This is a genomic window from Methyloversatilis discipulorum (assembly GCF_000527135.1).
Classification (GTDB): domain Bacteria; phylum Pseudomonadota; class Gammaproteobacteria; order Burkholderiales; family Rhodocyclaceae; genus Methyloversatilis; species Methyloversatilis discipulorum.
Genome location: NZ_AZUP01000001.1, coordinates 2,447,404 through 2,472,921 on the forward strand (window position 1 = coordinate 2,447,404; position 25,518 = coordinate 2,472,921).

Below are 25,518 nucleotides of genomic sequence, written 5' to 3' on the forward strand. Positions count from 1 at the left end.
TCAGGCGCCGCCGGCCGCTCGCTCCGCATTGATCAGGCGCTCGCCTGTGTCGGCATCGACGCCGACACGGTCGAGCACGTGCACACCCATCTGCAGCGCCGCTTCTAGCGCTTCGGGAATCACTTCGCTGGCGCCCGCTTCCATCAGTTCGCGTGCGTGCGTGGCGTCGCGCGCGCGGGCGATCAGCGGCAGCGCCGGAAACTCCGCGCGCAGGCTGCGCACCACGTGACGGGCCGCCGCCGTGTCGTCCATCGTAACGACGATGGCGCGCGCGCGGCCTGCGCCGAGGTGATGCAGCAGGGACGGGCGGCCGGCGTCGCCGACGATGACCGGCCGCCCCTGCGCGTGATGTTCGGCCGCCGCGGCGACGTGGCGCTCGATCGCCACCCAGCGCACGTCGGCGCGGTCGAGCAGACGCGCCACCAGCTGGCCGACGCGACCGAAGCCGGCGATGATGACCACGCCATCGTCGACATCGACGCCCGGCTGCGACGCTGTTTCATCGTCTCGTCTGGCGTCGAGCTTCTGCCGCAATGCGCGCCCGGCGCGCGCCGCCAGCGGCGTCAGGAACATGCTCAGCGTGACCACCAGCAGCATGAAGTTGCCGACCGCGCCGGCCAGCACGCCGCCCGCGATGGCCACGCCGATGACGATGAAGCCGAATTCGCCGGCCTGACCGAGCAGCAGCGCCGCCTCGGTCGCCTCGCCGCGGCTCAGGCCGCTGCGGCGGAACAGGCCATACATGGTGGCGCTCTTGATCGCGTACAGACCGAGCACCGAGGCGATCAGCCAGCCGGCATCGCCGGCGACCTGCAGCAGATCGAGGCTCATGCCGACCGACACGAAGAACAGGCCCATCAGCAGCCCCTTGAAGGGCTCGATGGCCAGCAGCGCCGCGTGGCGGTACTCGGTTTCGGCCAGCATCAGGCCGGCGAGGAAGGCGCCGAGCGCCATCGACAGGCCGGCGGCGCCGGTCAGCGCCGCCACGCCGAGGGTCGCGAACAGCGTCAGCGCCATGAAACTGTCGGCCTGGGTGGTCGCCGACACACGACGGAACAGCGGCGTCAGCACCAGCCGTCCGACCAGCAGGATGAAGGCCACCGCCGCGGCCGCCTTCAGCAGCGCAGTCAGCATCAGCATCAGGAAGTGGCCGCCGCCGCCCTCTCCCGCCATCAGACCGAGCAGGATGAGCAGCGGCACCACGGCGATGTCCTGCAGCAGCAGCACCGCAAAACTCATGCGGCCGACGGTGGAACGGGTCTGGCCTGATTCGGCCAGCAGCTGCATCACCACCGCGGTCGACGACATCGCCAGACCGAGGCCGAGAACGACTGCCGTTTCCTCGCTGTGACCGAAGGCCAGCGCAACCGCACCGATCAGCGCGGCGCAGCCCAGCCACTGCGCGCTGCCTACACCGAGCACCCAGCGGCGCAAGGACCACAGCTGGCGCGCCGGCAGTTCGAGACCGATCACGAACAGCATGAACACCACGCCCAGTTCGGCCAGTACGCGCACGCCCTCACCGTCGGCGATGGTGAGCCCGCGCAGCCAGGCGTGGTCGGCCGCGATGCGGCCCAGGCCGTTCGGCCCGACCAGCGCGCCAATCACCAGGAAGGCGACCACCTGGCTCACCCGCGCGCGGGCGAGCAGCGGCATCACCAGACCGGCGATAGCGAGGAAGAGCAGGATGGGCTGCAGATGAGGCAGGCCGGCGTGGGCGTCCATGGTTTCAGGATGCCTCGACGCGCGGCCCGCCGTATTGACGCAGGTCGGTCGGCGCGCGGCTGTTCATGCCGCGGCCGCCTTACTCGGTCGGGGCGTACACGTTGCTCAGCGTGCCGACGCCGCTGACGGTGACCTCGACCGTGGTGCCGGGCTTCATCGGCAGCACGCCGACCGAGGTGCCGCAGCAGATCACGTCGCCGGGCATCAGCGTCATGTCGCGCGAAATGCGCGACACCAGCTGCACCGGGTTGAAGATCATGTCGCTCACCGGGTAGCGCTGGCGCTCGCGGCCGCCGACCGTGGTGACGATTTCGGCATCGGCCGGCAGCGGATCGGTCGAAATGACCGGGCCGAAGCAGCCGAAGCCGTCGAAGCTCTTGGCGCGCGTCCATTGGCCGAAGGACGGATTCCTGTCCACCAGCTCGAGTGCGCTGACGTCGTTGATGCAGGTGTAGCCGAAGATGGCGTCGGCGGCCTGTGCCTCGTCCAGATTGCGCGCGACCTTGCCGACCACGACGCCGAGTTCGCCTTCGTAGAACACGCGACCGTCGAAACCGGCCGGCTTCGGGATGGGCTGCTGGTGCCAGTTCAGCGCCTGCGGCGAGCGCACCAGGTAGAGCGGATCTTCCGGAATCGGGTGACCGGCCTTTTCCACGGCGGCACGGATGTTGTGCACGATGATGACCATCTTCGGCGGCAGGCAGGGCATCAGCCACTCGATGCCCTCCAGCGGCACGGTCTCACCGGTCGGTACCGGGTTGGCGAACAGATCGCCGCACAGCAGTTCGACCGCATCGCCATTGATGCGGCCCAGGCGTTCGGCGCCGTTGTGGCGCAGGCGCAGGTATTTCATGTCTCTTCCAGGCTCGTGTTTGTAGTTGTGAAAATCTTCAGTCCCGCAGGCGTGCGGCGACATCGACCAGACGCAGCGCGATGCGTTCCAGCATCTGCCGCATGCGCTCGTCCGCCAGCCCGCCCTCGGCGGTGAAGGCCGACGCGGCATTGCCGACCGCGATCTGCTCCGACAGCACCAGCGCGCCGACCGACTGCAGTACCGCGCGCAGATGCACCAGTCCGCGCAGGCCACCGAGCGCGCCGGGCGAGGCAGCGCCCAGTGCGACCGTCTTGTTGGCGTAGGGCACGGTGCCCGCCTCGTCGCCGGCCGGGCGCGACACCCAGTCCAGCGTGTTCTTGAGCACGGCGCTCATCGACCCGTTGTATTCCGGCGATGCGATGAACAGGCCGTCGTGCGACTTGAACAGCTCCTTCAGCGGACGCACGCCCAGCGGCAGCCCGGCCGACGCTTCGAGGTCGCCGTCGTACAGCGGCAGCGGATGGTCGCGCAGATCCATCAGCGTCGCCTCACCGCCCGCCTCCTCGATCGCGCGCGCGGCGGCGATCGCCAGCTTGCGGTTGAACGACGCCTCGCGCGTGCTGCCGGCGAACACCAGGATGCGCGCCTTGGCGCCATCCAGCTCGGAACTGTCGCGAACGACGGCCAGGCTCTTGCTGTTGCGTGTCGAGTTGTTCATGGGGAATCCAGCCAGTCGATGATGGGTTGCCACTGTTCGCGGTCGGTCTGCGCGCGCGATCGCGACAGGTCGAAAATGCTCATGCCGTGCGCCGCCGTCTGCACGTACAGCTGCGAGTTGCGCAGATAGGCCAGCACCGGCAGTTCGAGCCCGGCGCAGAAGCGCTCCAGTTCGTGCGCGGCGCGGGTGCGGGTGTCGACCCGCATGCCGACGATGCCGATCTTCACCTTGTTCGCGGCGACCCGCTTGTGCTCGGCCAGTTCGGTCAGGAAGTCGCCGGTGGCGAGAATGTCGAAGATGGAGGGCTGGACCGGAATCAGCACGCGGTCGACCATTTTCAGCATGACTTCCAGCCGCTTGCCGCGCAGGCCGGCCGGCGTGTCGAGCACGACATGGGTGGTGCCACGCGGTGGCCGGGCCGGCTGTTCCGGCTCCAGCTCCCATGTGGAAATCGGCGCCAGCAACGGTGAACGCATGCCCAGCCAGTGACGGGCCGACTGCTGGCGATCGATGTCGCCCAGCATGACGCGCGCGCCCTGAGTGGCCCAGTGACCGGCAACATTGGTGGCCAGCGTGCTCTTGCCGGCGCCACCCTTGGGGTTGGCGATCAGCACGCTGCGCAGCGCACGTTCCGTCATGACAATACGATCTCGCGCGCAAACTGGCCCGGCGGCTGCGCGTGCAGCGTCCAGAACGCGTCGGCCACGCGGGCGGCGTCGAGCAGGCTGCCCTCGCGCAGCACGCCGGCGATGGTGACGATGGCGGCATGCACACCGGCCGGCGACAGTTCCTGGTGCAGGCTGAACACGAGGTTGCGCAGCGCCGCCTTCTGCACCGACAGCGAAGCGGCGGCGGCCACCGGCTCCATCGCCAGGCCGCCACCGGTGTACAGGATGCTGCCCTGTCCGGTCGCTCGCATCGCCGGCAGTACCGCGCGCGCCGCGGTCAGCGCGCCGAGCACGCCGATGCGCAGGTCGGACGCCAGCGCTTCCGGGTCGAGCACCGACGGCGCGCATTCGCGCGGCACCGAGGCGTTGAAGATGAGCACTTCCGGCGGCGGCATCGCCTGCCGCATGTTCTCGATGGCCGAAACGATGGATTCGTCGCTGCCGGCATCGACCACGAAGCCCTGCGCGGTGACGCCGCGCGCGGCCAGTTCGTGCTCATAGCGCTCGAGTTTGCCGGCGTCGCGGGAAATCATCGCCACGCAATAGCCCTCGGCCGCGAAACGCCGCGCCACCGCCGCACCGACGCCCGAGCCCATGCCGACGATGGCACACACTTTCGAACCCATAGTTCTCTCCCGACCTGCTGCGCTTCCGCGTGTTTACTTGTTCTTTGCTGCCGCACGTGCCGCGGCCAGTGCGCTGCGACGTTCCTCGTCCGCCTGCGCAATGGCCTGCTTCTGTTCGTCGCTCAGCGGCTCGCCCATCTGCTTCTCGATGCCGGCAGCCACCCGCGCCGACGGCTCGGTGATGCGCCCTTCCGCCGGCATGGCGGCGCGCACCTGTGCTGCCGGCAACTTCGTGATGTCGACCACGCGACGCACGAACTGCTCGTCGATGCGGCGGGTTTCGGCCTTCAGAAAGGCCGTCTGCGCCGGCGTCTGCGCCGCGGCGGGAGACAGGATGCAGCAGCAGGCGAGCAGCGACAACAGAAACTTCATCGAAAAGCGCTCCGAAAGAGGGTGTCGCCGGTGCAGCGGATGCTTCACTGCGGCAACAGGATGGTCGAGCCGGTCGTGCGGCGCGCGGCCAGTGCTTCATGCGCGCGGGCACAGTCGGCTAACGCATGACGCTGCTGAATGTTGATCTGCAGCGTGCCGTCGAGCACGCGGGCGAACAGTTCGTCGGCCGCGGCGACCAGGTCGGCGCGGGCGGCGATGTAATGGAACAGCGTCGGCCGGGTCAGGAAGAGCGAGCCCTTCTGCGCCAGCATGCCGGGTTCGAACGGCGCGACCGGACCGGACGCGTTGCCATAGCTCACCATCATGCCCATGGGCTGCAGGCAGTCGAGCGAGGCCATGAAGGTGTCGCGGCCGATGCCGTCATAGACCACGCGCACGCCGCGGCCGCCGGTCAGCGCGCGCACCTGCGCCGGCAGATCGGCGGGTGCGACGCCGGTCAGCACGTGTTCGCAGCCGTTGGCCTGCGCCAGCGCCGCCTTGTCCGGCATGCTGACGGTGCCGATGACGGTGGCGCCGAGCGCGCGTGCCCACTGGCAGGCGATCAGGCCGACACCGCCGGCGGCGGCATGGATGAGTACCGCATCGCCGGCTTCGACGCGGCAGGTGCGGCGCAGCAGGTAGTGTGCGGTCAGCCCCTTGAGCATCAGCGCGGCAGCCGTGTCGAAGGAAATGCCATCCGGCAGGCGCACCAGCCGGTCGGCCGCGATGTTGCGCGCCGTGGCGTAGGCGCCGAGCGGACCGCCTGCGTAGGCGACGCGGTCACCGACCGCGACCTCGCTGACGCCTGCACCGACCGCCTCGACCACGCCGGCCGCTTCCTGCCCCAGTCCGCTCGGCAGCGGTACCGGATAGAGGCCGCTTCGGTGGTAGATGTCGATGAAATTGACGCCGACCGCGTGCTGGCGCACGCGCGCTTCGCCCGGCCCCGGTGCGCCCGGCTCGACCGCCTCGTACTGCAACACTTCGGGGCCACCGGTGCGGTGCATGCGTACAGCGAAATCCGTCATGGTCATCCTGCCCTCATGGTGATTGGCGCGGAATTCTACCGGTCATGATCGGGGTCTGTTGCCCTTCGCGTCGCGGCACGCACGCGCGACGACCGCAATCGGCACGCTTATTGTGCACTGCACCCAATGATTTGGCAGAATGCCTCTTTCGGTCAGGGAGTCCGTCATGCGTCGCGTCGTGTTCAACCAGAAAGGTGGCGTCGGCAAGTCCACCATCACCTGCAATCTCGCCGCCATCAGCGCGGCAAGCGGCAAACGTACGCTGGTGATCGACCTCGATACGCAGGGCAATTCGAGCAACTACCTGCTGGGCAAGGCGGCGGACAGCGTCGAACTGGGCGCCGCCGACTTCTTCGACCAGATCCTGAACTTCAAGCTGACGCCGAAGGACACCACCGAATTCATCACCGACACCGCCCACCCGGGCCTCGCCGTGATGACCGCCAGCGCCAAGCTGGCCGAGCTCGAGAACAAGCTGGAATCGCGCTACAAGATCTACAAGCTGCGCGAGGCGCTGGAAGCGCTGGACCAGTTCGACCACATCTATATCGACACGCCGCCGGCGCTGAACTTCTACTCGCGCTGCGCGCTGATCGCGGCCGAATCGGTGCTGATTCCGTTCGATTGCGACGAGTTCTCGCGCAAGGCGCTATACCAGCTGATCGACAACATCGAAGAGATCCGCGCCGACCACAACGAGGCGCTGAAGCTCGAAGGCATCGTCGTGAACCAGTACCAGGCGCGCTCCAGTCTGCCTGCGCGCGTGGTGCAGGAACTGCGCGACGAAGGCCTGCCAGTGCTCGACGCGACGCTGTCGCCGTCAGTCAAGGTGAAGGAATCGCACGAGGCGGCGCTGCCGCTGATCCACTTCGCGCCGTCGCACAAGCTGGCGCAGGAATTCGTCGCACTTCACACGCTGCTGAACGGCGCGTGAGCGGATTCGTCGTCGCGCTGATCGCGATCGCGGCGCTGGTATGGCTGCTGACCGGCGGTCTGCGCCGCCGACGCGAGCGCCAGCATGACGCGCACGCGGACAACAGCGGCATCCCCGGCAGCAGCAACGATTCGGGCTGCACCGATGTTGGCGACGGCGGCAGCGATTGCGGTGGAGGTGGTGGCGATGGCGGTGGCGGCGGTGACTGAGGCCGAGCGGGCTGCGGGCGAGCACTGCGAACTCCGGACGCCCTGCGGCGTCTGAGCCGGCATGAAACACGGCACCCTGCTCCTCTCCTTGCTGGCATGTCTGGCCGCAGCGCCGCTGGCGGCCGCGGACAGCTACCGCGCAGTGGTCGAGCTCGACAACGGCTGGCCGCGTGGCTGCGGCAGCGCGGTGACGGTGTCCGGCTGGGACATCCGCATCGTGCGTCAGCGCGACGGCGACGAGGTGAATGCCCGCGTCGAGGTTCAGCCGCCGCCGGGCAATCCTGGACTGCCGGTGCTGGCGCGGCTGGAAGTCGAGCAGTTCCGCCCCGCCATACTGCTCGTCGCACAGGACGGCCGGCTCACGCTGCCCGGCTTCGAGGCCGACAAGCAGCTCGACTGGGCGACACTGATGCGCAACTTCCTGTTCTTCGGCGGTCGCCTGGTGCTGGGACAGGTCGGCGGCGACGTCGAGCTGCCCTTCAACGGCCCGGCGCCACGCGACGTGACGGGGCAGTACCTGAACTGCGCCGGCGACCTCGCCGCGCCTTTCCGCAACGGCAGCTAAGGCCGCGCTCAGCGGCTGATCGCCGTCAGCACCCAGCCTTCGCCGAACGAGGTTTCCTCGACCCGCAGTATCCGCCCGTCCATCATGTCGACGTCGAAAGAGCGCCACGGCCGGCTGCGCCGCTTGCTGTCCGCCGCGGCAAGCCAGGCGTCGATGTCGTCGGTTTCGATGCGCGGCCCGATGCGGTGCGTGTAGCAATTTCGCATCAGGTCGGCAAAGCGCAGATCGCCGGCCGGCACGCAGTACATTTCGATGAAGGCAGCGTTGGCCAGCACCAGCCGGTCGACCGGATCGAACAGCGCGAAGGCGGTTTCGCTCATGTCTATGCCGGTCAGCAGCTGACGCAGCACGTCCGGCCGCGCGGCCGCCACCGCCAGGTGCGGTGGCACCTCCTCCTCACCGTTCAGCGGACCGTCTTCGGCCTCGCTGCCGCCCGGGCCGGGCAGCACGATGCGGTCGCGACCGGCGTGCTTGGCGCGGTACAGCATCTGGTCGGCCACCCGCATCCACGCCTCGCAGGTGTCGAGCATCGGCGTCAGTTCGGCCACACCGAAGCTGGCGGTGACCACGTGGCCGTCGATCAGCGGTTCGTCGTGCAGGCATCGGCGCAGCCGCGCCATCATGTCGCGCGCGCCCTCACCGGTGGTGTCCGGCAGCAGGATGCCGAACTCCTCGCCACCATAGCGGCCCGCCGTATCGTTCGCCCGCAGTTCGCGGCCGAGCAGCGCGGCGAAGCGGCGGATCGCCTCGTCGCCGGCGGCATGGCCGTAGCGGTCGTTGATGTACTTGAAATGATCGAGATCGGCCATCACCAGCGTTGCCGTATGCCCGTAGCGACGGTAGCGCGCAAACTCCTTGCGCACCAGCACCTCCCAGTGACCGCGGTTGGCGAGGCCGGACAGTGCGTCGATCCGGCTCAGTGTCTCCAGCGCCTCGCGCTGACGCTGGAGCTTGCGCAGCGCCTGGTTGGTGACGAAGCCGATGGCGATCGGGTGCAGCAGCATCGGCACGCTGGCCGCGACGACAACCAGACTGGACAGCGGCTGCCAGTCGAATCCGTAAAGCAGCACGCCGGCGAACACCCCCACCGCATGCACCAGCAGGCCGCGCAGCATCAGACGGGGGCCGCAGCCGGCGACGCTGTCCATGCTCATCAGCGCGAGGATGAGCAGCGAGGGCACGGCGTTGAAGGCCATCAGCGCGGTCCACGCGCCACCGAAGAAGTGATCGGCCAGCAGGTTGTCGCCTTCGGCGCGGAAAGGATCGCGCGACTGCCGGGCGCGCCACCAGGCCAGGTGCGGCCACAGCAGCGCGTGCAGCATGGGGCCGAGCCAGAGCAGCCAGGACGGCCACGACAGGTCGCCGCGCTCGTACAGCACGGCGAGCACCATCGGCAAGCCAAACAGCAGCCCGGCCTGCCGCGCGCGATAGCTGCGCTGCGCGAAACCCAGCTGCGGCGTGTGCTCGCCACCGCCTGCGACAGCGGTGTTCATGCCGTCACCCTGTTCGGGCGTGGACACAACGAAGCATCGGGGGACATTGCGGACTGCACGGGCAACTCGCTGAAATCGGACCGGGCCCGGGAGGCGGACCCGCGACCCGTCATTTTAGCGGGGGCGCCGGTCACCGCCTGAAAGGATTGGTGTCGTGCGTTCACTGCACGCGGGGCGCCGGACGCAGGAAGCGGCGTTCGAACTCGGCAGCGGTGAGCGGCTCGGCGTACAGATAGCCTTGGCAGGCGTCACAGCCGTGCGCGCGCAGCAGATCGCGCTGCCCCTCGGTTTCGACGCCCTCGGCCAGCACCGACATGCCCAACTTGTGACCGAGCGTGATGATGGTGTCGACCAGTTCGACCGCGCTGGCGTCGCCCGGCAGGTCGCAGATGAAACTGCGGTCTATCTTGAGCTTGTTGACCGGCAACCGCTTCAGGTAGGCGAGCGACGAGTAGCCAGTACCGAAATCGTCGATCGCCATGCGCAAGCCGAGCCGCTTGATCGCATCGAGGAAGTGACGCGCTTCGTCGCCCTGCTCCATCAGGCTGGATTCGGTCACTTCGAGTTCGAGCAGCGCGGCCGGAAAGCCGGTATCGCCGAGCAGCCGCTCGATGCGCCGTTCCAGCCCGCCGCGGCGGATTTCGGCAACCGACATGTTCACCGCCAGCGTGCCGAGCCGGTAACCGGCGTCGAGCCAGGCACGCCCCTGGCGGCAGGCCAGCTCGCGCACGCGCTCACCCAGCTGCACGATCAGTCCGTTGGCTTCCATGATCGGGATGAACTGCGACGGGCCGGCGTGTACGCTGGCCGCCGCGGACAGCCGCACCAGCACCTCGGCGCCGATCAGCGCGCCATCGGACAGATCGACCAGCGGCTGGAAGCGCAGCTCGAACTCATCGTTCTCCAGCGCGCGCCGCAGGCCCGTCTCCAGCGACAGCCGCCGCGTCGCCTCATCGGTGTAGGCGTCGGTGTAGAAGCGCAGCGTGTTGCGGCCGCTGCGCTTGGCTTGGTACATCGCGGCGTCGGCGTCGCGGATCAGGTCCTCGGCGCTGTTGCCGTTGTCCGGGTAGAGGCTGATGCCGATGCTCGCCTGCAGGTAGATGTCCTGACCGGAGGCCAGACGCACCGGTGCGCTCAGGTTGTCGAACACGCCCTGGGCAACCAGCGCCGCCTCGCCCGGCTGGTCGAGGTTTTCGAGCAGCAGCACGAATTCGTCGCTGCCCTGCCGGCCCAGCGTGTCCTGCCGGCGCAAACGCGCGCGCAGACGCTGCGCGACGGCAGCGAGCACCTCGTCGCCGGCGGCGTGGCCGAGGCCGTCGTTGATGGTCTTGAAGTTGTCCAGATCGAGGAACAGCACGGCCACGCGCGTGCCGCGCCGCGCCGCCAGATCGATCGCGTGCATCAGGCGCGACTGGATGAGCACGCGGTTGGGCAGGTCGGTCAGCGGGTCGTACTGCGACAGGTGGTGCAGCATTTCCTCGGTGCGCCGCGCCTGCGTGATGTCGGTGAGCACGCTGACGCGGTGGGTCGCCCGGCCGTCGTCGTCGCGCACGGTGGCGCACGACAGCCAGCCCGACCACGCCTCGCCGTTGCGCCGCCGCGCCGCCACCTCGCCCTGCCAGAAGCCGCCGCCGCGCAGGGCGCGGTCGATGTCGGCATACAGCCCCTCGGCGCCCTCGACATCGAGCAGCGACATCAGCGTGCATCCTTCGGTGGCAGCCGGATCGAGGCCGTTCAGTTCGCAGAAGGCCTCGTTCACGGTGACCACGACGCCGTCGAGATCGGTCACGACGACGCCGTCGCGCGTGCTGCGCAGCGCCGCCGCCAGCAGGCGCGCCGACTGTTCGGCGCGCGCGCGGTCGCGGTCGTCGCGCAGGCGACGCACGGCGAAGGACAGATCCATCATCACCTCGTCGAGCAGACGGGCCTCATCCTCGTCATCCGGGTCGACTTCGCGTGCGATCAGGCCGAGCACGGCAACCACCCGGTCGTCGAGCCGGATCGGCATGCCCACATAGCCCGTGCAACCGGCGGCCCGCGCGGCCGGCATCCACGCGTCGTCGCCGTCGAGCGTCGACAGACGGCACAGCTTGCCGCTGTGCATGACGGCGGCGGTGACGCTGCCGGCGTCGGTGGACGATGCGCTGACCAGCAGCGCGCGGTCGGCGACCGCGCTGCCGGCGCTGGCGCGCAGCGCCAGCGTGCCGCTGTCGTCGGTACGCATGATCCAGGCGAAGCGATAGGCGCCGAACTCGATGGCGACGCGACAGATGCGTTCGAACAGCTCGTCCTCGTCGGCCGACCAGACGATGGTCTGGTTCACCTGGCTGAGGAAGTTGTACAGCCGGCCCAGCGCCTGCACGTGCGCCTCGGCGCGGCGGCGCGCCGTCACGTCCCACGACACCCAGACGACGCGGTCGCTGCCGGGTACCGGCGACACCCGGGCATCGAACACCACCTGCCGGCCCGCCAGCTCGAGCGTGTACTCGTAGGACTGCGTGCGCTGCCGCGCCAGCGCCTGGCGGATCACCGCGAGGAAGCGGCTGCTCACGTCGGCCGGGAACACCTCCTCGACGGTGCGACCGACCAGGGTTTCCGCCGGCGACGCAAGCACGGCGCCGCCATTGCCAAAGGACTCGATGTAGCGACCGTGACGGTCGAGCATGAAGGCGACCTCGGGCAGGCTGTCGACGAAGGCACGCAGGCGCGACTCGCTGGCGAGCAGCGCATCGACCGCGGCATCGCGCCGCCGGTGCGCGACGTACAGATAGAACAGCACGAACAGGCCAAGTCCCGCCACCAGCGCCAGCGTCGCCGTGTCATGCTGACTCAGCAACCGGCGCTGCGCCGCCAGATGACGGAGCAATGCGTCCTCCAGCGCAACGGCGCGGCCATCGACCGCGCGCTGCGCCAGCAGCAGCGCACTGCCGCCCGCCTCGAACCCGTCGAGCTGGCGTTCCATGATGGCGCGCGCATCGGCCAGCGCCGCGACGTAGGCATCAGCCGCCGCGGCCACGTCGCCAGCGACCGGCGCCCGCGCCGAGAAGCCGGCGATGGCACCGCCGCCGCTGCGCAGGTCGCGCGCGGTGGTGAGGGCGCGGTCCAGATGGGCGATCACGCGGGTGCGCGGTACGGTCGTCACACCGGTCAGCAGGCGCTCGGTGTCGAGCTGCGCAAGCAGCGCATAACGACGCGACTGCGCCAGGTTGTCGCGCGCGGTCAGCGCCGCGGCGAGGCTGTCGTCCCAGCGCACGTGCGCATAGCTCATCAGGCCCATGCAGGCACACAGCAGCAGCGCGAGACCGAACACCGGCGGGCCGCCCGCCATTGCGCTGCGCCCGTTCATCGCTGTGCAGGCGCCGGCAGGTTGTCCGGACCGAAGCCGAAGGCGGCCACCAACGCGCGATGCTCGGGCGAACCGAGGTAGCCGGCCATCGCCTCGTCGATGCGGCGCGCCATCGCCTCGTCCTGCGGACGCAGCGCGAAGGCGGGCCAACCTGCTTCGCCACGCCCTTCGCGCTGCGGCGGCCGGTAGGGCTGCGCCAGTTCGACACCGGTCAGGCCGGATACCGCGAGCATGTGGCGCAAAGACACGTCGGACAGCGCAAGCGCGTCGGCCCGGCCCTCGATTACCGCTACCGCCGCACTGGTCGCGTCGCCGTGACGCTGTATGCGGGCAGGCGGCACGCCGGCACGCTTGGCCACCGTCAGTTCGACTGCGCCGTCGATGACGGCCAGCACGGCATCCGGGTGCGCGGCGATGTCGTCGAGGCCGTGCAGGTCGAGCGGATTACCGGTACCCACCAGCAGCGCCGACGACACCTGCGCGGTCGGCCGGGTGAAGCGGGCGCGCTGGGCGCGCTCGGGCGTCACGAACAGGCCGCTGGCGACGATGTCGGCGCGTCCGACCTGCAGATCGTGCAGCAACTGGCCGAACTCGGTATGGATGAACTCGACCTCGCCGAGGCCGGCCCGTTTGGCCAGCACGCGCAGCATTTCCGGCGCCTCGCCGGTAACGCGGCCGCGCGCGTCGATGTAGGCAAACGGTGGCTCGATCGAATACAGCGCACGCAAGGTCGGCGCAGCGCCCGATCGCGCCGGATCGTCGTAGATGATCCGGCCGAGCACCAACGCGACGAGGGCAACGATGAATCCGGCAAGCAGGTAGGGGGTGCGCATGACGGGTTGCTGACGAGGTCAGCCTTGCATTCTAGCGTCGCGTCATGACCCGTCCATGCAGGGCAGCACGAACGGCATCGATCACCGCCTTTTCGTAGCGACCGCCGCGCAGCCGGTCGCTCAGTTCGATCTGCACGCCGCGCCCCTGCCGCCCGCGGTTGCACAGATTGCGCGGGTCAAGGCCGGCGTAGCGATGGCCGCTGGTCTGCGCGAGCACGCCGCGTGCGTACAGACGATCAGCCATGGCGCAGACGAGCGCACGATCGCGGCCGCCGAGCAGCGCCCGCTCGCCGGTATCGGCCACGCCATGCACCGCCAGCACCGCGTCGCAGTCGGCGATCAGCGCCAGGGCGCGCGGCTCGTCGAAGCGGGTGCTGGTAATGTGCAGCGTTTCGAAGTTCATGGTCGGCAACGCGCCTTCGAACAGGTAAAGATCGAAGTCGTCGCCGGCGATCGCGCGCGCCACTTCCGAGGTGCCGCGCTCGATGCGCCCGCCATGCGGCGCGACGATGGCGACCCCGCTGCCGCGTCGCTCGACGGTGACGTGGTAGTCGATGCCCTCGCGATGCGCGGACGACAGTTCGGCATAGCTGCGATGGCGGTCGCGGTGCACGGCGCTCAGGGCTTGCCGGACAGGAACAGCTTCTCGATGCGCGCCATGCCCGGGTGATCGCGTCCGGAACGGCGCAGTTCGGCGAAGTCTTCGCGCAGGATGCGGCGGAATTCGTCGGTGCCACGCAGGGTCATGTTGGCGGCGTACACCTCGCGCGCATTGCCGATCTGTCCGTTCAGCAACAGCGCGTGCGCGTGATTGATCTGCGCTGCCTTGAATTCCGGCGCGTCGTTCGGCACCTTGGTCGCCGCCTGCAGCACCTCGTCGTAACGGCCGAGGTTGAGGCAGGCCCAGGACCAGGCGACCCAGACCGAATTGTCCTTGTAGCCGGCCTGCATCGCCTTCTCCAGCCAGCGTGCCGATTCGGCGTAGTCGGTCTGGGCGCCGCCGCCGCTGTAGATCGCCGCCAGATGGACATAGGCCGGCGCGTAATTCTTGTCCGCCGCGCGCCTCACCCAGGCCAGCGCCAGTTCCGGCGCCAGCGGGTCGGCGGTGTCGGCTTCGATCATCTTGGCCAGCAGCAACATGCCTTCCGGGTCACCGCCTTCGGCCGCCAGCGTGTACCAGCGGCGTGCCTCGGCCGCATTGCGCTCGACGCCGATGCCGCTGGCGCGGATCTGTCCGGCGACGACCTGGCCACGCGCCAGCCCGGCCTCGGCCGACAACAGCGCCCAGCGCGCCGATTCGGTGTCGTTCTTGTCGAGGCAGGTGCCGAAGAAATGCCAGTCGGACATCTGCAGCATCGCTTCCGGCTCGCCCTTCTCGGCGGCGCCGCGCGCCTCCGCCAGCGCCGTATCGCAGTCGCCGCGCAGGTGGGCGGTGCGCCACTGTTCCGACGCCGCAGCTGTACTGGCTGCCGACAGCAGCGCTGCGAAACAGAAAAGACGGAAGCGCGCGCTCATGAGCAATCAGGCCGGCGACAGCTTGGCCACTGCGAGCGCCAGCCACTTGACGCCCGACGCACCGAAATTGACCTGTACCCGGGCATCCGAACCCGAGCCTTCGGCATTGACGATGACGCCGGCGCCGAACTTGGCGTGGCTCACCTGCTGGCCGACGCGGAAGCCGCTGTCATTGACCGCCGTCGTCCGGCGACCGCTGCCGAAGCTGCGCGGATTGCTGCTCGCCGGTACCGACGGTACGGCGCTGCTGCCGAAGCCGCCGTAGCCGCGCGCGCTCGCCGGTGGCGTGAGCCACTTCAGCAGTTCGGCCGGAATTTCGTCGAAGAAGCGGCTGCGCAGGTTGTAGCGGGTCTGGCCGTGCAGCATGCGCGACTGCGCGAACGACAGATAGAGCCGCTTGCGGGCACGGGTGATGGCGACGTACATGAGCCGCCGCTCCTCTTCCAGACCGTCGCGCTCCAGCACCGAGTTCTCGTGCGGGAACAGGCCTTCTTCGAGGCCACCGATGAACACCACGTCGAACTCCAGCCCCTTGGCCGAATGCACGGTCATCAGCTGCACCGCCGCTTGGCCGGCGTCGGCCTGGTGTTCGCCCGCTTCGAGCGAAGCGTGCGACAGGAAGGCGGACAGCGGATCGGGCGGCGCCGCCTCGTCCTCGGCCGCAACCTGGGCGTAGCCTTCTTCGGAAATGAAGTTGGCGGCCGCGTTGATGATTTCATCGAGGTTGGCAACGCGCTCCTGGCCTTCCTTCTCGGTCAGGTAGTGCGCGCGCAGGCCGGACAGTTCGAGTACCTGCTCGACCATTTCCGGCAGCTTCAGCCCCTCGCAGGCGAAGCGCAGCTGGTCGACCAGCTTGACGAAGGCGCCGACCGACTGCGCCGCCTTGCCGGTCAGGAAATTCAGCGCGCCATACAAGCTGGTGGAATGCGCCTGCGCGGCGTCCTGCAACTGTTCCAGCGAACGGGCACCGATGCCGCGGGTCGGGAAGTTCACCACGCGAGTGAACGCGGTGTCGTCGTGCGGATTGGCGATCAGCCGCATATAGGCCAGCGCGTGCTTCACCTCCTGCCGTTCGAAGAAGCGCAGGCCTCCGTAGACACGGTAGGGAATGCCGGCCGAGAACAGCGCGTGTTCGAGCACGCGCGACTGGGCGTTGCTGCGGTAGAGCAGCGCGATGTCGTCGCGCGCGGTGCCGTCGTGGATCAGCGCGCGGATTTCCTCGACCACCCAGCGCGCTTCCTCGATGTCGTTGAAAGCCTCATAGACGCGCAGCGGCTCGCCGTGACCGGCTTCGGTCCACAGGTTCTTTCCGAGCCGGCCACTGTTGTGCTTGATCACCGCGTTGGCGGCATCGAGGATGTTGCCGTGCGAGCGGTAGTTCTGTTCCAGCCGGATGACGTTGTCGACATGGAACTCGCGCTCGAAGTCGCGCATATTGCCGACCTCGGCGCCGCGGAAGCGGTAGATGCTCTGGTCGTCGTCGCCGACCGCCATCACGGCCGCCTGGCCTTCGGTGCCCAGGCCCGCCAGCAGCTTGAGCCAGCGGTACTGCAGCACATTGGTGTCCTGGAACTCGTCGACCAGGATGTGGCGGAAGCGGCGCTGGTAGTGCGCGCGTATCGGCTCGTTGCGTTGCAGGAGCTCGTGACAGCGCAGCAGCAGTTCGGCGAAATCGACCACGCCCTCGCGCTGACACTGCGCCTCGTAAGCCTGGTAGAGCTCGACCCGCTTGCGCGCGAAATCGTCGAAGGCCTCGACCTCGTGCGGGCGCAGGCCCTGCTCCTTGGCCGAGTTGATGAAATACATCAGGTCGCGCGCCGGGAATTTCTCGTCGTCGATGTTCAGCGCCTTCAGCATGCGCTTGATGGCCGACAGCTGGTCGGCCGAATCGAGGATCTGGAAGAGCTGCGGCAGCCCGGCTTCCTTCCAGTGCGCGCGCAGCATGCGGTTGCACAGACCGTGGAAGGTGCCTATCCACAGCCCGCGCGCATTCATCGGCAGCATCGCGGTCAGCCGCGCCAGCATTTCCTTGGCCGCCTTGTTGGTGAAGGTGACCGCGAGGATGCCGTGCGGCGACACCTGACCGGTGGAGATGAGCCAGGCCAGCCGGGTCGTGAGCACGCGCGTCTTGCCGGAACCGGCGCCGGCGAGGATGAGTGCGGACTGCGACGGCAGCGTGACGGCCTGGAACTGCTGTTCGTTCAGGCCGGACAGGAGAGGATTGGTGGTCATGGGCGGATTCTACCGGCCGAAGGTCGGCACGGCGCCTGTAGTCCTTGTCCGACAGAGCGGAACCCGACCGGTCTGCGCCGGTCGGGCTTGTGCCACTTGAATCAACAGGGAGACCACAACAGTGACCGATTGGGCAAATGCCTCCAGCTGGCTTTACACCTGGGCAATGGAAAGACTGCCCCTGCTGCTCGATCTTTCGATCAGGCTTGCTTTCATCCTGGCGCTCGCCTGGGTACTGCGCCTGATCGCGCGCAGAGCGATCCGGCTGATTCATGCGACCGTGCGCAACCGTACCGACAGCATCGAGGACATCAAGCGCATCGACACTCTGGTGCGGGTGGCCCGCTACGCGGCCTCGGTCGTCATTTTCATCCTGGCGGCCGGCCTTGCGCTGAGCGTGCTCGGCATTTCGGTCGCCCCCTTGCTCGCCACCGCGGGCGTCGCCGGCATCGCCATCGGCTTCGGCGCGCAGACACTGGTGAAGGATGTTTTCTCCGGCTTCTTCGTGCTGCTCGAGAACCAGATCCGCGTCGGCGACGTGGTGAGCATCGCCGGCCGGGATGGCGCCGTCGAGGAGGTGACGCTGCGCTATGTGCGCCTGCGCGACTATGCGGGCGACGTGCATTTCGTGCCGAATGGCGAAATCACCGTCGTCACCAGCCGTTCGCGCGAGTTCGCGCACGCGGTGCTGGACGTCGGCGTGCACTACCGTGACGACGTGGATGACATGTTCGCGCTGATGAAGGCGGTCGCAGCCGACATGCGCAAGGACAAGGACTACGCGCTCAAGATACTCGACGACCTCGAAATCGCCGGCGTACAGGACTGGAACGCGTCGGCCGTGACGCTACGCGCCCGGATCAAGACGCTGCCGCTGGCGCAATGGGAAGTCCGGCGCGAGTTCCTGCGCAGGCTCAAGGCCCGTTTTGACGCCGCCGGTCATGAAATTCCGTATCCGCAGGTGACGCTGTCGCTCGCCCGCGAAACCGAAGCGGTGCTGACCGACCAGGCTGCACGCATGCTGACGCCCGATCCGGCGGGCTGAACGGGAGGCCGGCGGCAGCGAGCGCAGCGGCCGCCGGCCTTTCATGCGGCCGCAGCCCCTATAATCGCGGGTTAGCGTTCATTTCCGCCGCATCCCGCCTCATGTCAGAAAAACAGACACCCGCCTACACCCCGTCCGAGGTCGAAGCCGCCGCACGCCGCTACTGGGACGACAGCCAGACCTTCAAGGCCGTCGAGGACGCGTCGAAGCCCAAGTACTACTGCCTGTCGATGTTCCCCTACCCGTCGGGCAAGCTGCACATGGGTCACGTACGCAACTACACGATCGGCGACGTGCTCACCCGCTTCCACCGGATGCGTGGCTACAACGTGCTGCAACCCATGGGCTGGGACGCCTTCGGCCTGCCGGCCGAGAACGCGGCGATCAAGAACGCGGTGCCGCCGGCGAAATGGACCTACGACAACATCGACTACATGCGCCAGCAGCTCAAGGCGCTCGGCTTTGCCATCGACTGGAGCCGCGAGCTCGCGACCTGCCAGCCTGCCTACTACAAGTGGAACCAGTGGCTGTTCCTGCGCATGCTGGAAAAGGGCATCGCCTACAAGAAGACCCAGGTGGTGAACTGGGATCCGGTCGATCAGACCGTGCTGGCCAACGAACAGGTGATCGACGGCCGCGGCTGGCGCACCGGCGCGCTGGTCGAAAAGCGCGAAATTCCTGGCTACTACCTCGGCATCACGCAATACGCCGACGAACTGCTTGACGACCTGGACACGCTGGACGGCTGGCCGGAGCGCGTGAAGACCATGCAGGCGAACTGGATAGGCAAGAGCACCGGCGTGCGCTTCGCCTTCAGTCACGACGTCCGCGATGACAGCGGCGCGCTGATCGACGACGGCAAGCTGTGGGTGTTCACCACCCGCGCCGACACCATCATGGGCGTCACCTTCTGCGCGGTGGCGGCCGAACATCCGCTGGCCACGCACGCCGCCCGCAACAACCCGGAACTGGCCGCCTTCATCGAGAAATGCAAGCACGGCTCGGTGATGGAAGCCGACATGGCGACGATGGAAAAGGAAGGTCTGCCGACCGGCCTCACCGTCGTGCATCCGCTGACCGGTGAATCGGTGCCGCTGTGGGTGGGCAACTACGTGTTGATGAGCTACGGCGACGGTGCGGTGATGGCCGTACCGGCGCACGACGAGCGCGATTTCGGCTTCGCGAAGAAGTACGACCTGCCGATCAAGCAAGTGATCGCAGTCGGCGACAACGCCTTCTCGACCGACGCCTGGGCCGAGTGGTACGGCTCGAAAGATGGCGTCTGCGTGAACAGCGGCAAGTACGACGGCCTGGGCTACGCCGCCGCGGTCGATGCGGTCGCAGCCGACCTCGCCGCCAAGGGTGGCGAGAAGAAGGTGCAGTGGCGCCTGCGCGACTGGGGCGTATCGCGCCAGCGCTACTGGGGCTGCCCGATTCCCATCATCCACTGCGATCACTGCGGCGACGTGCCGGTGCCGGACGAGCAGCTGCCGGTGGTGCTGCCGGAAGACTGCATTCCGGACGGCTCGGGCAACCCGCTGCTCAAGCGCGACGACTTCATCAACGTCGCCTGCCCGAAGTGCGGCGCCGCGGCGAAGCGCGAAACCGACACCATGGACACCTTCGTCGATTCGAGCTGGTATTACGCCCGCTACTGCTCGGTCGGCAACGACGCAGCCATGGTCGATGAGCGCGCCAACTACTGGATGCAGGTCGACCAGTACATCGGCGGCATCGAACACGCCATCCTGCACCTCTTGTACTCGCGCTTCTGGTCCAAGGTGATGCGCGACATGGGGCTGATGACGGTGAAGGAACCCTTCGCCCGCCTGCTCACCCAGGGCATGGTGCTGAACCACGCCTGGCTGCACAAGCCGGAGGGCGGCGGCAAGAACTACTACTGGGAAAGCGATGTAGACGTCCAGCGCGACGCCAAGGGCCAGATCACCGGCGGCCGGCTGAAGGCCGACGGCACCGTGCTCGAGCACGAACTGACCACGATGTCGAAGTCGAAGAACAACGGCGTGGACCCGCAGGCGCTGATCGACCAGTACGGCGCCGACACCGCGCGCTTCTTCATGATGTTCGCCAGCCCGCCGGAACAGACGCTGGAATGGAACGACGCCGGTGTCGAAGGCGCGCACCGCTTCCTGAAACGGGTGTGGAATTTCGCCCAGGACTACAACGCCGAACTGCGCGCCCGCGTGCCGGCTGCATCGACGCTGGGCAAGGCGAAGCTGCCGGCCGCGCTGGCGGACCTGCGGCGCGAACTGCATCTGGTGCTGAAGCAGGCCAGTTACGACCTCGGCAAGCAGCAGTTCAACACGGTGGCCTCCGGCTGCATGAAGATGCTCAACGCGCTGGAAAAGGCGCCACGGGAAGGCAGCGACGCCGCCGAGGTGATCGGCGAAGGCCTGTCCATGCTGCTGCGCGTGCTGTCGCCGATCTGCCCGCACATCACGCACGTGCTGTGGTGCGACTGCGGTTTCGGCGGCGACATCCTGAGCGCCGAGTGGCCTGAGCCGGCCGAATCGGCGCTGGTGCAGGACGAGGTCGAACTGATGCTGCAGGTGAATGGCAAGCTGCGCGGCAGCCTGCGCGTCGCCGCCGATGCGGCCAAGGACGCCATCGAGGCGGCTGCGCTGGCGAACGAGGCGGCGCAGAAATTCATGGAAGGCAAGCCGGCGAAGAAAGTGGTCGTCGTGCCCGGCCGTCTGGTCAATATCGTGTGCTGAAGCAGGAGATGCCCGTGAGCGCCCCCGCCAACCCGTCCCGCCGCAGCCTGCTGCTGGCCGTCGCCGCCGCGCTGCCGCTGGCCGCCTGCGGTTTCCACCTGCGCGGCGTGCGCGATCTGCCTTTCCAGACGCTGTACATCAACGGCAGCCGCAGCAACACGGAGCTGACCACGCAGATCCGCCGCGCGATACAGACACAGAGTTCGACCCAGGTGGCGGACGAACCGTCAGCCGCCGACGCGATCGTCGACATCACCGAGAACAAGGTCGAAAAAGTCATCCTGAGCCTGAACTCGGCCGGCCGCGTGCGTGAATATCAACTGCGCCAGCGCTTCTCGTTCCGCGTGCGCGATCGCAACAATGTCGAGATCGCGCCGGTGTCGTCGATCGAACTGCGCCGCGACCTGACCTACAGCGATACCGAAATGCTGGCCAAGCAGCAGGAAGAACAGGTGCTGTACGACGAAATGCAGTCCGACCTGATCCAGCAACTGCTGCGCCGCCTGCAGGCGATCAAGCGCAAACCCGCCTGAGCGCGATGCAGCTGCGCGCCGAACAGCTCGACGCCCACCTGAAGGGCACGCTCGCGCCGCTCTACGTGCTGCACGGCGACGAGCCGCTGCTGGTGATCGAGGCGGCGGACGCCATCCGCGCCGCCGCCCGCGCGCGCGGTTTCAGCGAGCGCGAGGTGCTGGTGGTGACGCAGTACTTCAAGTGGTCTGCGCTGGCCGAAGCGGCCGGCAATATGTCGCTGTTCGGCGGCGACAAGCTGATCGACCTGCGCATTCCGACCGGCAAGCCGGGGCGCGAAGGCAGCGACGCACTGGCCCGCTACGCCGCCAACCCGCCGGCCGGCACCATCACGCTGGTGACGCTGCCGCTGATGGACTGGAAGGCGAAGAAGAGCAGCTGGTTCGCCGCACTGATCGAATCCGGCATGGAGCTGGAACTGAACGCCCCCGGACTGGCCCGCCTGCCAGCCTGGCTGGCCGGCCGTCTCGCCCGTCAGCAGCAGAGCGCGACACCGGAAGCGCTGGAGTTCATGGCCGGCCACGTCGAAGGCAATCTGCTGGCGGCCAATCAGGAAGTGATGAAGCTCGCGCTGCTGCATCCGCCGGGCGAACTGACGCTGGAGCAAGTGCGCAACGCGGTGATGGACGTCGCCCGTTACGACGTCGATGACCTGCGTCAGGCATTGCTCGCCGGCGACGCCGCGCGCGCCAGCCGCCTGCTCGACGGCCTGCGCGCCGAGGGCGTGGCCGCTCCACTGGTGCTGTGGATCATCGTCGCCGAACTGCGTGTGCTGGCGACCGCGCGTGCCGAAATGGATGCGGGCCGCAACGCCGACGACGCGCTGGCCGCGGCACGCATCTTCGGCGCCCGCCAGTCGCCGTACAAGCGGGCGCTGCAGCGCCTGTCCTCAGCCGCCACCCGCACCGCACTGATGCAGGCCGCGCGACTGGACCGCATGATCAAGGGCGTGGCGCGTGGCGACGTGTGGGACGAGTTCCTGCAGATCGCGCTGCGCCTGTGCGCACGCTGAGCGTGGCCGACTGGCAAGTCGCCGCGCTTTCTGCTTTCATCCGTGTTTGGCCGCCGTTTCCATAAGGTGCGCGGCTCGGGCATTTCGGGAATCAAGATGGACATCCAGGACTACATGAACACGCTGGGCCGCCAGGCCCGCGCCGCCTCGCGCATCGTGTCGCAGGCTTCCACCGCCGCCAAGAACGACGCGCTGATCCGCATCGCCGCACTGCTGCGCGAGCGCGCACCGCAGCTGCTCGAAGCCAACGCGGCCGACGTCGACGCGGCACGCGCCAACGGCCTGGACGCGGCGATGATCGACCGGCTGACGCTGACCGCCAAGGGCGTCGAGGCGATGGCCCAGGGCCTGGAACAGGTCGCTGCGCTGCCCGACCCGGTCGGCGAAATGACCGACTTCAAGCGCCGGCCGACCGGCATCACGGTGGGCAAGATGCGGGTACCGCTGGGCGTGATCGGCATCATCTACGAAGCGCGGCCGAACGTGACCGCGGACGCAGCCGCGCTGTGTCTGAAGAGCGGCAACGCCGCCATCCTGCGCGGCGGCTCAGAAGCTGCGCGCTGCAACCAGGCGGTCGCCGCCTGCGTGCGCGAAGGTCTGGTCTCTGCGGGTCTGCCGGAAGCCGGAGTACAGGTGGTCGGCACCACCGACCGCGCGGCGGTCGGTGCACTGATCACGATGCCGCAGTTCGTCGACGTGATCGTGCCGCGCGGCGGCAAGGGCCTGATCGAGCGCATCTCGCGCGAAGCCAAGGTACCGGTGATCAAGCACCTCGACGGCAACTGCCACGTCTACATCGACGAGTTCGCCGACGACGACAAGGCGGTGCGCATCGCCGACAACGCCAAGACCCATCGCTACGGCACCTGCAACACGATGGAAACGCTGCTGGTGCATGTCGCCGCGGCGCCGCGCGTGCTCGGCCGTCTGGCTGACATCTACCTTGGCAAGGGCGTCGAACTGCGCGGCTGCGAGCGCACGCGCGCGCTGGTGCCGGCGATGAAGGCGGCGACCGACGAGGATTGGGCGACTGAATACCTCGCCCCCATTCTCGCCGTGCGCATCGTCGATACGCTGGACGACGCAATCGAGCACATCAACCGCTGGAGTTCGCAGCACACGGACGCCATCGTGACCGAGAACCACACGCGGGCGATGCGCTTCATCCGCGAGGTGGACTCGGCCTCGGTCATGATCAACGCCTCGACCCGCTTCGCCGACGGCTTCGAATACGGGCTCGGTGCCGAGATCGGCATTTCGACCGACAAGATCCACGCCCGCGGCCCGGTCGGTCTGGATGGGCTGACCAGTCAGAAGTGGGTGGTGCTCGGCGACGGTCAAGTGCGCAGCTGAACCCGGCGACGGGATGGCACGCCGTCCCGTCGACCCCTGACCCCTGACCCCTGACCCCTGACCCCTAGCCCCTAGCCCCTAGCTGTGAAGAGTCAAGAGGTTGTTCTGCGAATTTGAGAGACGGGACATAGGGACGTTGCAAGCGATGCCGTGATGAGGTCGGTGCCAGTTGTAGAAGTGGTTCCAGAGAGGCAAAGCGGCTTTGCGCAGGTCGGAGTTGGGATAGGAATGGCCGTAGGCCCACTCGCGCAGAGCTGACTGGATGAAGCGCTCGGCCTTGCCATTGGTCTGTGGCCGATAGGCTCGTGTGAACTTGTGTTTGATCCCCAGCTCGTTGCAGGCCTGAGCGAAGGCGAACGAGTGGAAGGCGGGTCCGTTGTCGGTGAGCACGCGCTGTACGGTGACACCGAGCGTTGCGTAATAGGCGACGGCATTTCGCAGGAAGCTCACGGCGCTGTCTTTGCGCTCATCGGGGTGCATGTCGGTGAAAGCAATGCGCGAATGGTCGTCAATGGCCACAAACAAGTGTTCCCAGCCTACGCCGCGGGTGCGCTTGCGATAATCGGCCGTGATTCGATGACCCACAGCGGTGAAGCGGCCCAACTTCTTGATGTCGATGTGGAGCAGTTCGCCGGGCGTCTGGCGCTCGTAGCGCTGTATGGACTCAGTCGGGGCCAGATCGCTGAACCTTGAGAGGCCGGCTCGTCGGAGCACCCGGCTGACCGTTGCTTTGGATACGCCGGTGTAGGAGGCGATCCGGGATTGAAGAAAGAGTTTGCGGCGCAGCTCGATGATGGTCAGCGCGACTTCTGGGGCAATGCTTCGGGGAGAACGGGCGGGACGGGACGACTTGTCTGCAAGTCCAGCCGGACCTTCGGCCAGGTAGCGCCCCAGCCATTTGCGGGCAGTGACACTGCTGACGCCGCTACGCTTCGCCGCATCAGAGGCCGACAGACCTCGCTCAAGCATGTCCAACACCATTTCTAGGCGACGAAGGTAGGTCAATCGGGCATTCTTGTGGGTGTTCATCCGGAATCCTGTTCGAGAGAGCTTGGGGGTTTGGCGATTTCCAGTCTCTCAGAACTTCTCCGGGTGAACACCCGAAACAACCTATTGAAGCTTCACACCTAGCCCCTAGCCCCCAAGCATTGTCCGACAGCTTCCTCTCCGCCAGCATCCTGCTCCTGCTGCTGTTCGATCCGTTCGGCAACGCACCGGTCATGACCGTGCTGCTGAAGGACGTGCCGAAGGAGCGGCGTCAGCGTGTCGTGCTGAGGGAGTGCTTTTTCGCCTGGCTGGCGCTGCTCGCCTTCATGTGGGCCGGCGAATCGGTGATGCGGGTACTTCAGCTGTCGCAGACCTCGCTCGGCATCGCTGGCGGCGTACTGCTGTTCCTGATCGCGCTGCGCATGATCTTCCCGCAGCCGGCAGGCGTATTCGGCGAGTGGTCGGGCGGCGAGCCCTTCGTCGTGCCGCTGGCGATTCCGCTGATCGCCGGGCCCTCGGCCATGGCCATGGTGATGCTGCTGGTGTCGCGCGAACCGGAACGGTTCTGGACCTGGACGGGCGCGATGAGTGCGGCGATGGCGGTCACCGCCTGCGTGCTGCTGGCGGCCGGACCGCTGATCCGTCGTCTTGGCGAGCGCGGAACGTCGGCGCTGGAGCGCCTGATGGGTCTGCTGCTGTGCGCGGTCGCCGTCGAAATGCTGCTGACCGGCATCCGCAGCTTCGCCGGGTCACTCTGAGCGGCGCACATCCGACCGC

23 protein-coding genes are annotated in these 25,518 nt (G+C 67.8%); 9 read left to right on the forward strand and 14 right to left on the reverse strand.

Annotated features, from left to right (window positions below):
* The 7 genes from METFAM1_RS0111375 to METFAM1_RS0111405 all read right to left on the reverse strand — a co-directional run bounded on the left by METFAM1_RS0111375 (position 1) and on the right by METFAM1_RS0111405 (position 5,951).
* The gene (locus METFAM1_RS0111375) at positions 1–1,725 is read right to left on the reverse strand and encodes a cation:proton antiporter domain-containing protein (protein WP_019915379.1); all 1,725 of its coding nucleotides are present in this window, start codon (positions 1,723–1,725) and stop codon (positions 1–3) included.
* Between the two features lie 79 nt (positions 1,726–1,804).
* The gene (locus tag METFAM1_RS0111380) at positions 1,805–2,578 is read right to left on the reverse strand and encodes a fumarylacetoacetate hydrolase family protein (RefSeq protein WP_019915380.1); all 774 of its coding nucleotides are present in this window, start codon (positions 2,576–2,578) and stop codon (positions 1,805–1,807) included.
* 37 nt (positions 2,579–2,615) lie between these two features.
* The gene (locus METFAM1_RS0111385; RefSeq protein ID WP_019915381.1) at positions 2,616–3,257 is read right to left on the reverse strand and encodes an NADPH-dependent FMN reductase; all 642 of its coding nucleotides are present in this window, start codon (positions 3,255–3,257) and stop codon (positions 2,616–2,618) included.
* A complete protein-coding gene (locus METFAM1_RS0111390; protein WP_019915383.1) occupies positions 3,254–3,895 on the reverse strand; it encodes a nucleotide-binding protein in 642 nt (213 codons plus the stop codon). Before METFAM1_RS0111390 ends, METFAM1_RS0111385 begins: the two co-directional genes overlap by 4 nt.
* Entirely contained in the window at positions 3,892–4,551 is a 660-nt protein-coding gene (locus METFAM1_RS0111395; protein WP_019915384.1) for an SDR family NAD(P)-dependent oxidoreductase, read from the reverse strand. The genes METFAM1_RS0111390 and METFAM1_RS0111395 overlap by 4 nt, the downstream gene beginning before the upstream one ends.
* A gap of 33 nt (positions 4,552–4,584) precedes the next feature.
* Positions 4,585–4,923 (reverse strand): hypothetical protein, encoded by a 339-nt coding sequence (locus tag METFAM1_RS0111400; RefSeq protein ID WP_019915385.1) that lies wholly within the window; start codon positions 4,921–4,923, stop codon positions 4,585–4,587.
* Between the two features lie 44 nt (positions 4,924–4,967).
* A complete protein-coding gene (locus tag METFAM1_RS0111405; protein ID WP_024300648.1) occupies positions 4,968–5,951 on the reverse strand; it encodes a quinone oxidoreductase family protein in 984 nt (327 codons plus the stop codon).
* 166 nt (positions 5,952–6,117) lie between these two features.
* Between METFAM1_RS0111405 and METFAM1_RS0111410 the strand changes: the two genes are divergently transcribed.
* The 3 genes from METFAM1_RS0111410 to METFAM1_RS0111420 all read left to right on the forward strand — a co-directional run bounded on the left by METFAM1_RS0111410 (position 6,118) and on the right by METFAM1_RS0111420 (position 7,659).
* The gene (locus METFAM1_RS0111410; RefSeq protein WP_019915387.1) at positions 6,118–6,885 is read left to right on the forward strand and encodes a ParA family protein; all 768 of its coding nucleotides are present in this window, start codon (positions 6,118–6,120) and stop codon (positions 6,883–6,885) included.
* The gene (locus METFAM1_RS0111415; protein ID WP_019915388.1) at positions 6,882–7,094 is read left to right on the forward strand and encodes a hypothetical protein; all 213 of its coding nucleotides are present in this window, start codon (positions 6,882–6,884) and stop codon (positions 7,092–7,094) included. The genes METFAM1_RS0111410 and METFAM1_RS0111415 overlap by 4 nt, the downstream gene beginning before the upstream one ends.
* 61 nt (positions 7,095–7,155) lie before the next feature.
* A complete protein-coding gene (locus METFAM1_RS0111420; protein WP_019915389.1) occupies positions 7,156–7,659 on the forward strand; it encodes a hypothetical protein in 504 nt (167 codons plus the stop codon).
* Between the two features lie 8 nt (positions 7,660–7,667).
* On the opposite strand, the gene METFAM1_RS0111425 is transcribed toward METFAM1_RS0111420, so the two are convergent.
* The 6 genes from METFAM1_RS0111425 to uvrD form a co-directional block, all read right to left on the reverse strand.
* Entirely contained in the window at positions 7,668–9,152 is a 1,485-nt protein-coding gene (locus METFAM1_RS0111425; protein WP_019915390.1) for a diguanylate cyclase, read from the reverse strand.
* A gap of 160 nt (positions 9,153–9,312) precedes the next feature.
* Positions 9,313–12,498, reverse strand: coding sequence for a sensor domain-containing protein (locus METFAM1_RS0111430; protein ID WP_019915393.1), 3,186 nt, complete (start codon positions 12,496–12,498; stop codon positions 9,313–9,315).
* On the reverse strand, positions 12,495–13,331 hold the full coding sequence (locus METFAM1_RS0111435) for a transporter substrate-binding domain-containing protein (protein ID WP_019915394.1): 837 nt from the start codon (positions 13,329–13,331) through the stop codon (positions 12,495–12,497). The genes METFAM1_RS0111430 and METFAM1_RS0111435 overlap by 4 nt, the downstream gene beginning before the upstream one ends.
* Positions 13,332–13,362: 31 nt before the next feature.
* Positions 13,363–13,944, reverse strand: coding sequence for a poly-gamma-glutamate hydrolase family protein (locus tag METFAM1_RS0111440; protein WP_019915396.1), 582 nt, complete (start codon positions 13,942–13,944; stop codon positions 13,363–13,365).
* Positions 13,945–13,949: 5 nt separating this feature from the next.
* The gene (locus METFAM1_RS0111445; RefSeq protein WP_024300649.1) at positions 13,950–14,846 is read right to left on the reverse strand and encodes a tetratricopeptide repeat protein; all 897 of its coding nucleotides are present in this window, start codon (positions 14,844–14,846) and stop codon (positions 13,950–13,952) included.
* 6 nt (positions 14,847–14,852) lie between these two features.
* A complete protein-coding gene (gene uvrD / locus METFAM1_RS0111450) occupies positions 14,853–17,078 on the reverse strand; it encodes a DNA helicase II (protein WP_019915397.1) in 2,226 nt (741 codons plus the stop codon).
* Positions 17,079–17,244: 166 nt separating this feature from the next.
* On the opposite strand from uvrD, the gene METFAM1_RS0111455 reads away from it, so the two are divergent.
* From METFAM1_RS0111455 to METFAM1_RS0111475, 5 genes are all read left to right on the forward strand, one after another.
* Positions 17,245–18,123 carry a mechanosensitive ion channel family protein gene (locus METFAM1_RS0111455; protein ID WP_019915398.1) on the forward strand — a complete coding sequence of 293 codons (879 nt, stop codon included), beginning with the start codon at positions 17,245–17,247 and terminating at the stop codon, positions 18,121–18,123.
* Between the two features lie 101 nt (positions 18,124–18,224).
* On the forward strand, positions 18,225–20,858 hold the full coding sequence (gene leuS / locus METFAM1_RS0111460; RefSeq protein ID WP_019915399.1) for a leucine--tRNA ligase: 2,634 nt from the start codon (positions 18,225–18,227) through the stop codon (positions 20,856–20,858).
* Positions 20,859–20,866: 8 nt separating this feature from the next.
* A complete protein-coding gene (locus tag METFAM1_RS0111465; protein WP_029644349.1) occupies positions 20,867–21,391 on the forward strand; it encodes an LPS-assembly lipoprotein LptE in 525 nt (174 codons plus the stop codon).
* Positions 21,392–21,396: 5 nt separating this feature from the next.
* Positions 21,397–22,401, forward strand: coding sequence for a DNA polymerase III subunit delta (gene holA, locus METFAM1_RS0111470; RefSeq protein ID WP_019915401.1), 1,005 nt, complete (start codon positions 21,397–21,399; stop codon positions 22,399–22,401).
* A gap of 96 nt (positions 22,402–22,497) precedes the next feature.
* A complete protein-coding gene (locus tag METFAM1_RS0111475) occupies positions 22,498–23,754 on the forward strand; it encodes a glutamate-5-semialdehyde dehydrogenase (RefSeq protein ID WP_024300652.1) in 1,257 nt (418 codons plus the stop codon).
* Between the two features lie 78 nt (positions 23,755–23,832).
* On the opposite strand, the gene METFAM1_RS0111480 is transcribed toward METFAM1_RS0111475, so the two are convergent.
* Positions 23,833–24,783 (reverse strand): IS481 family transposase, encoded by a 951-nt coding sequence (locus METFAM1_RS0111480; protein ID WP_019915403.1) that lies wholly within the window; start codon positions 24,781–24,783, stop codon positions 23,833–23,835.
* 119 nt (positions 24,784–24,902) lie between these two features.
* On the opposite strand from METFAM1_RS0111480, the gene METFAM1_RS0111485 reads away from it, so the two are divergent.
* The gene (locus tag METFAM1_RS0111485; RefSeq protein ID WP_019915404.1) at positions 24,903–25,499 is read left to right on the forward strand and encodes a MarC family protein; all 597 of its coding nucleotides are present in this window, start codon (positions 24,903–24,905) and stop codon (positions 25,497–25,499) included.
* Positions 25,500–25,518: the final 19 nt, after the last annotated feature.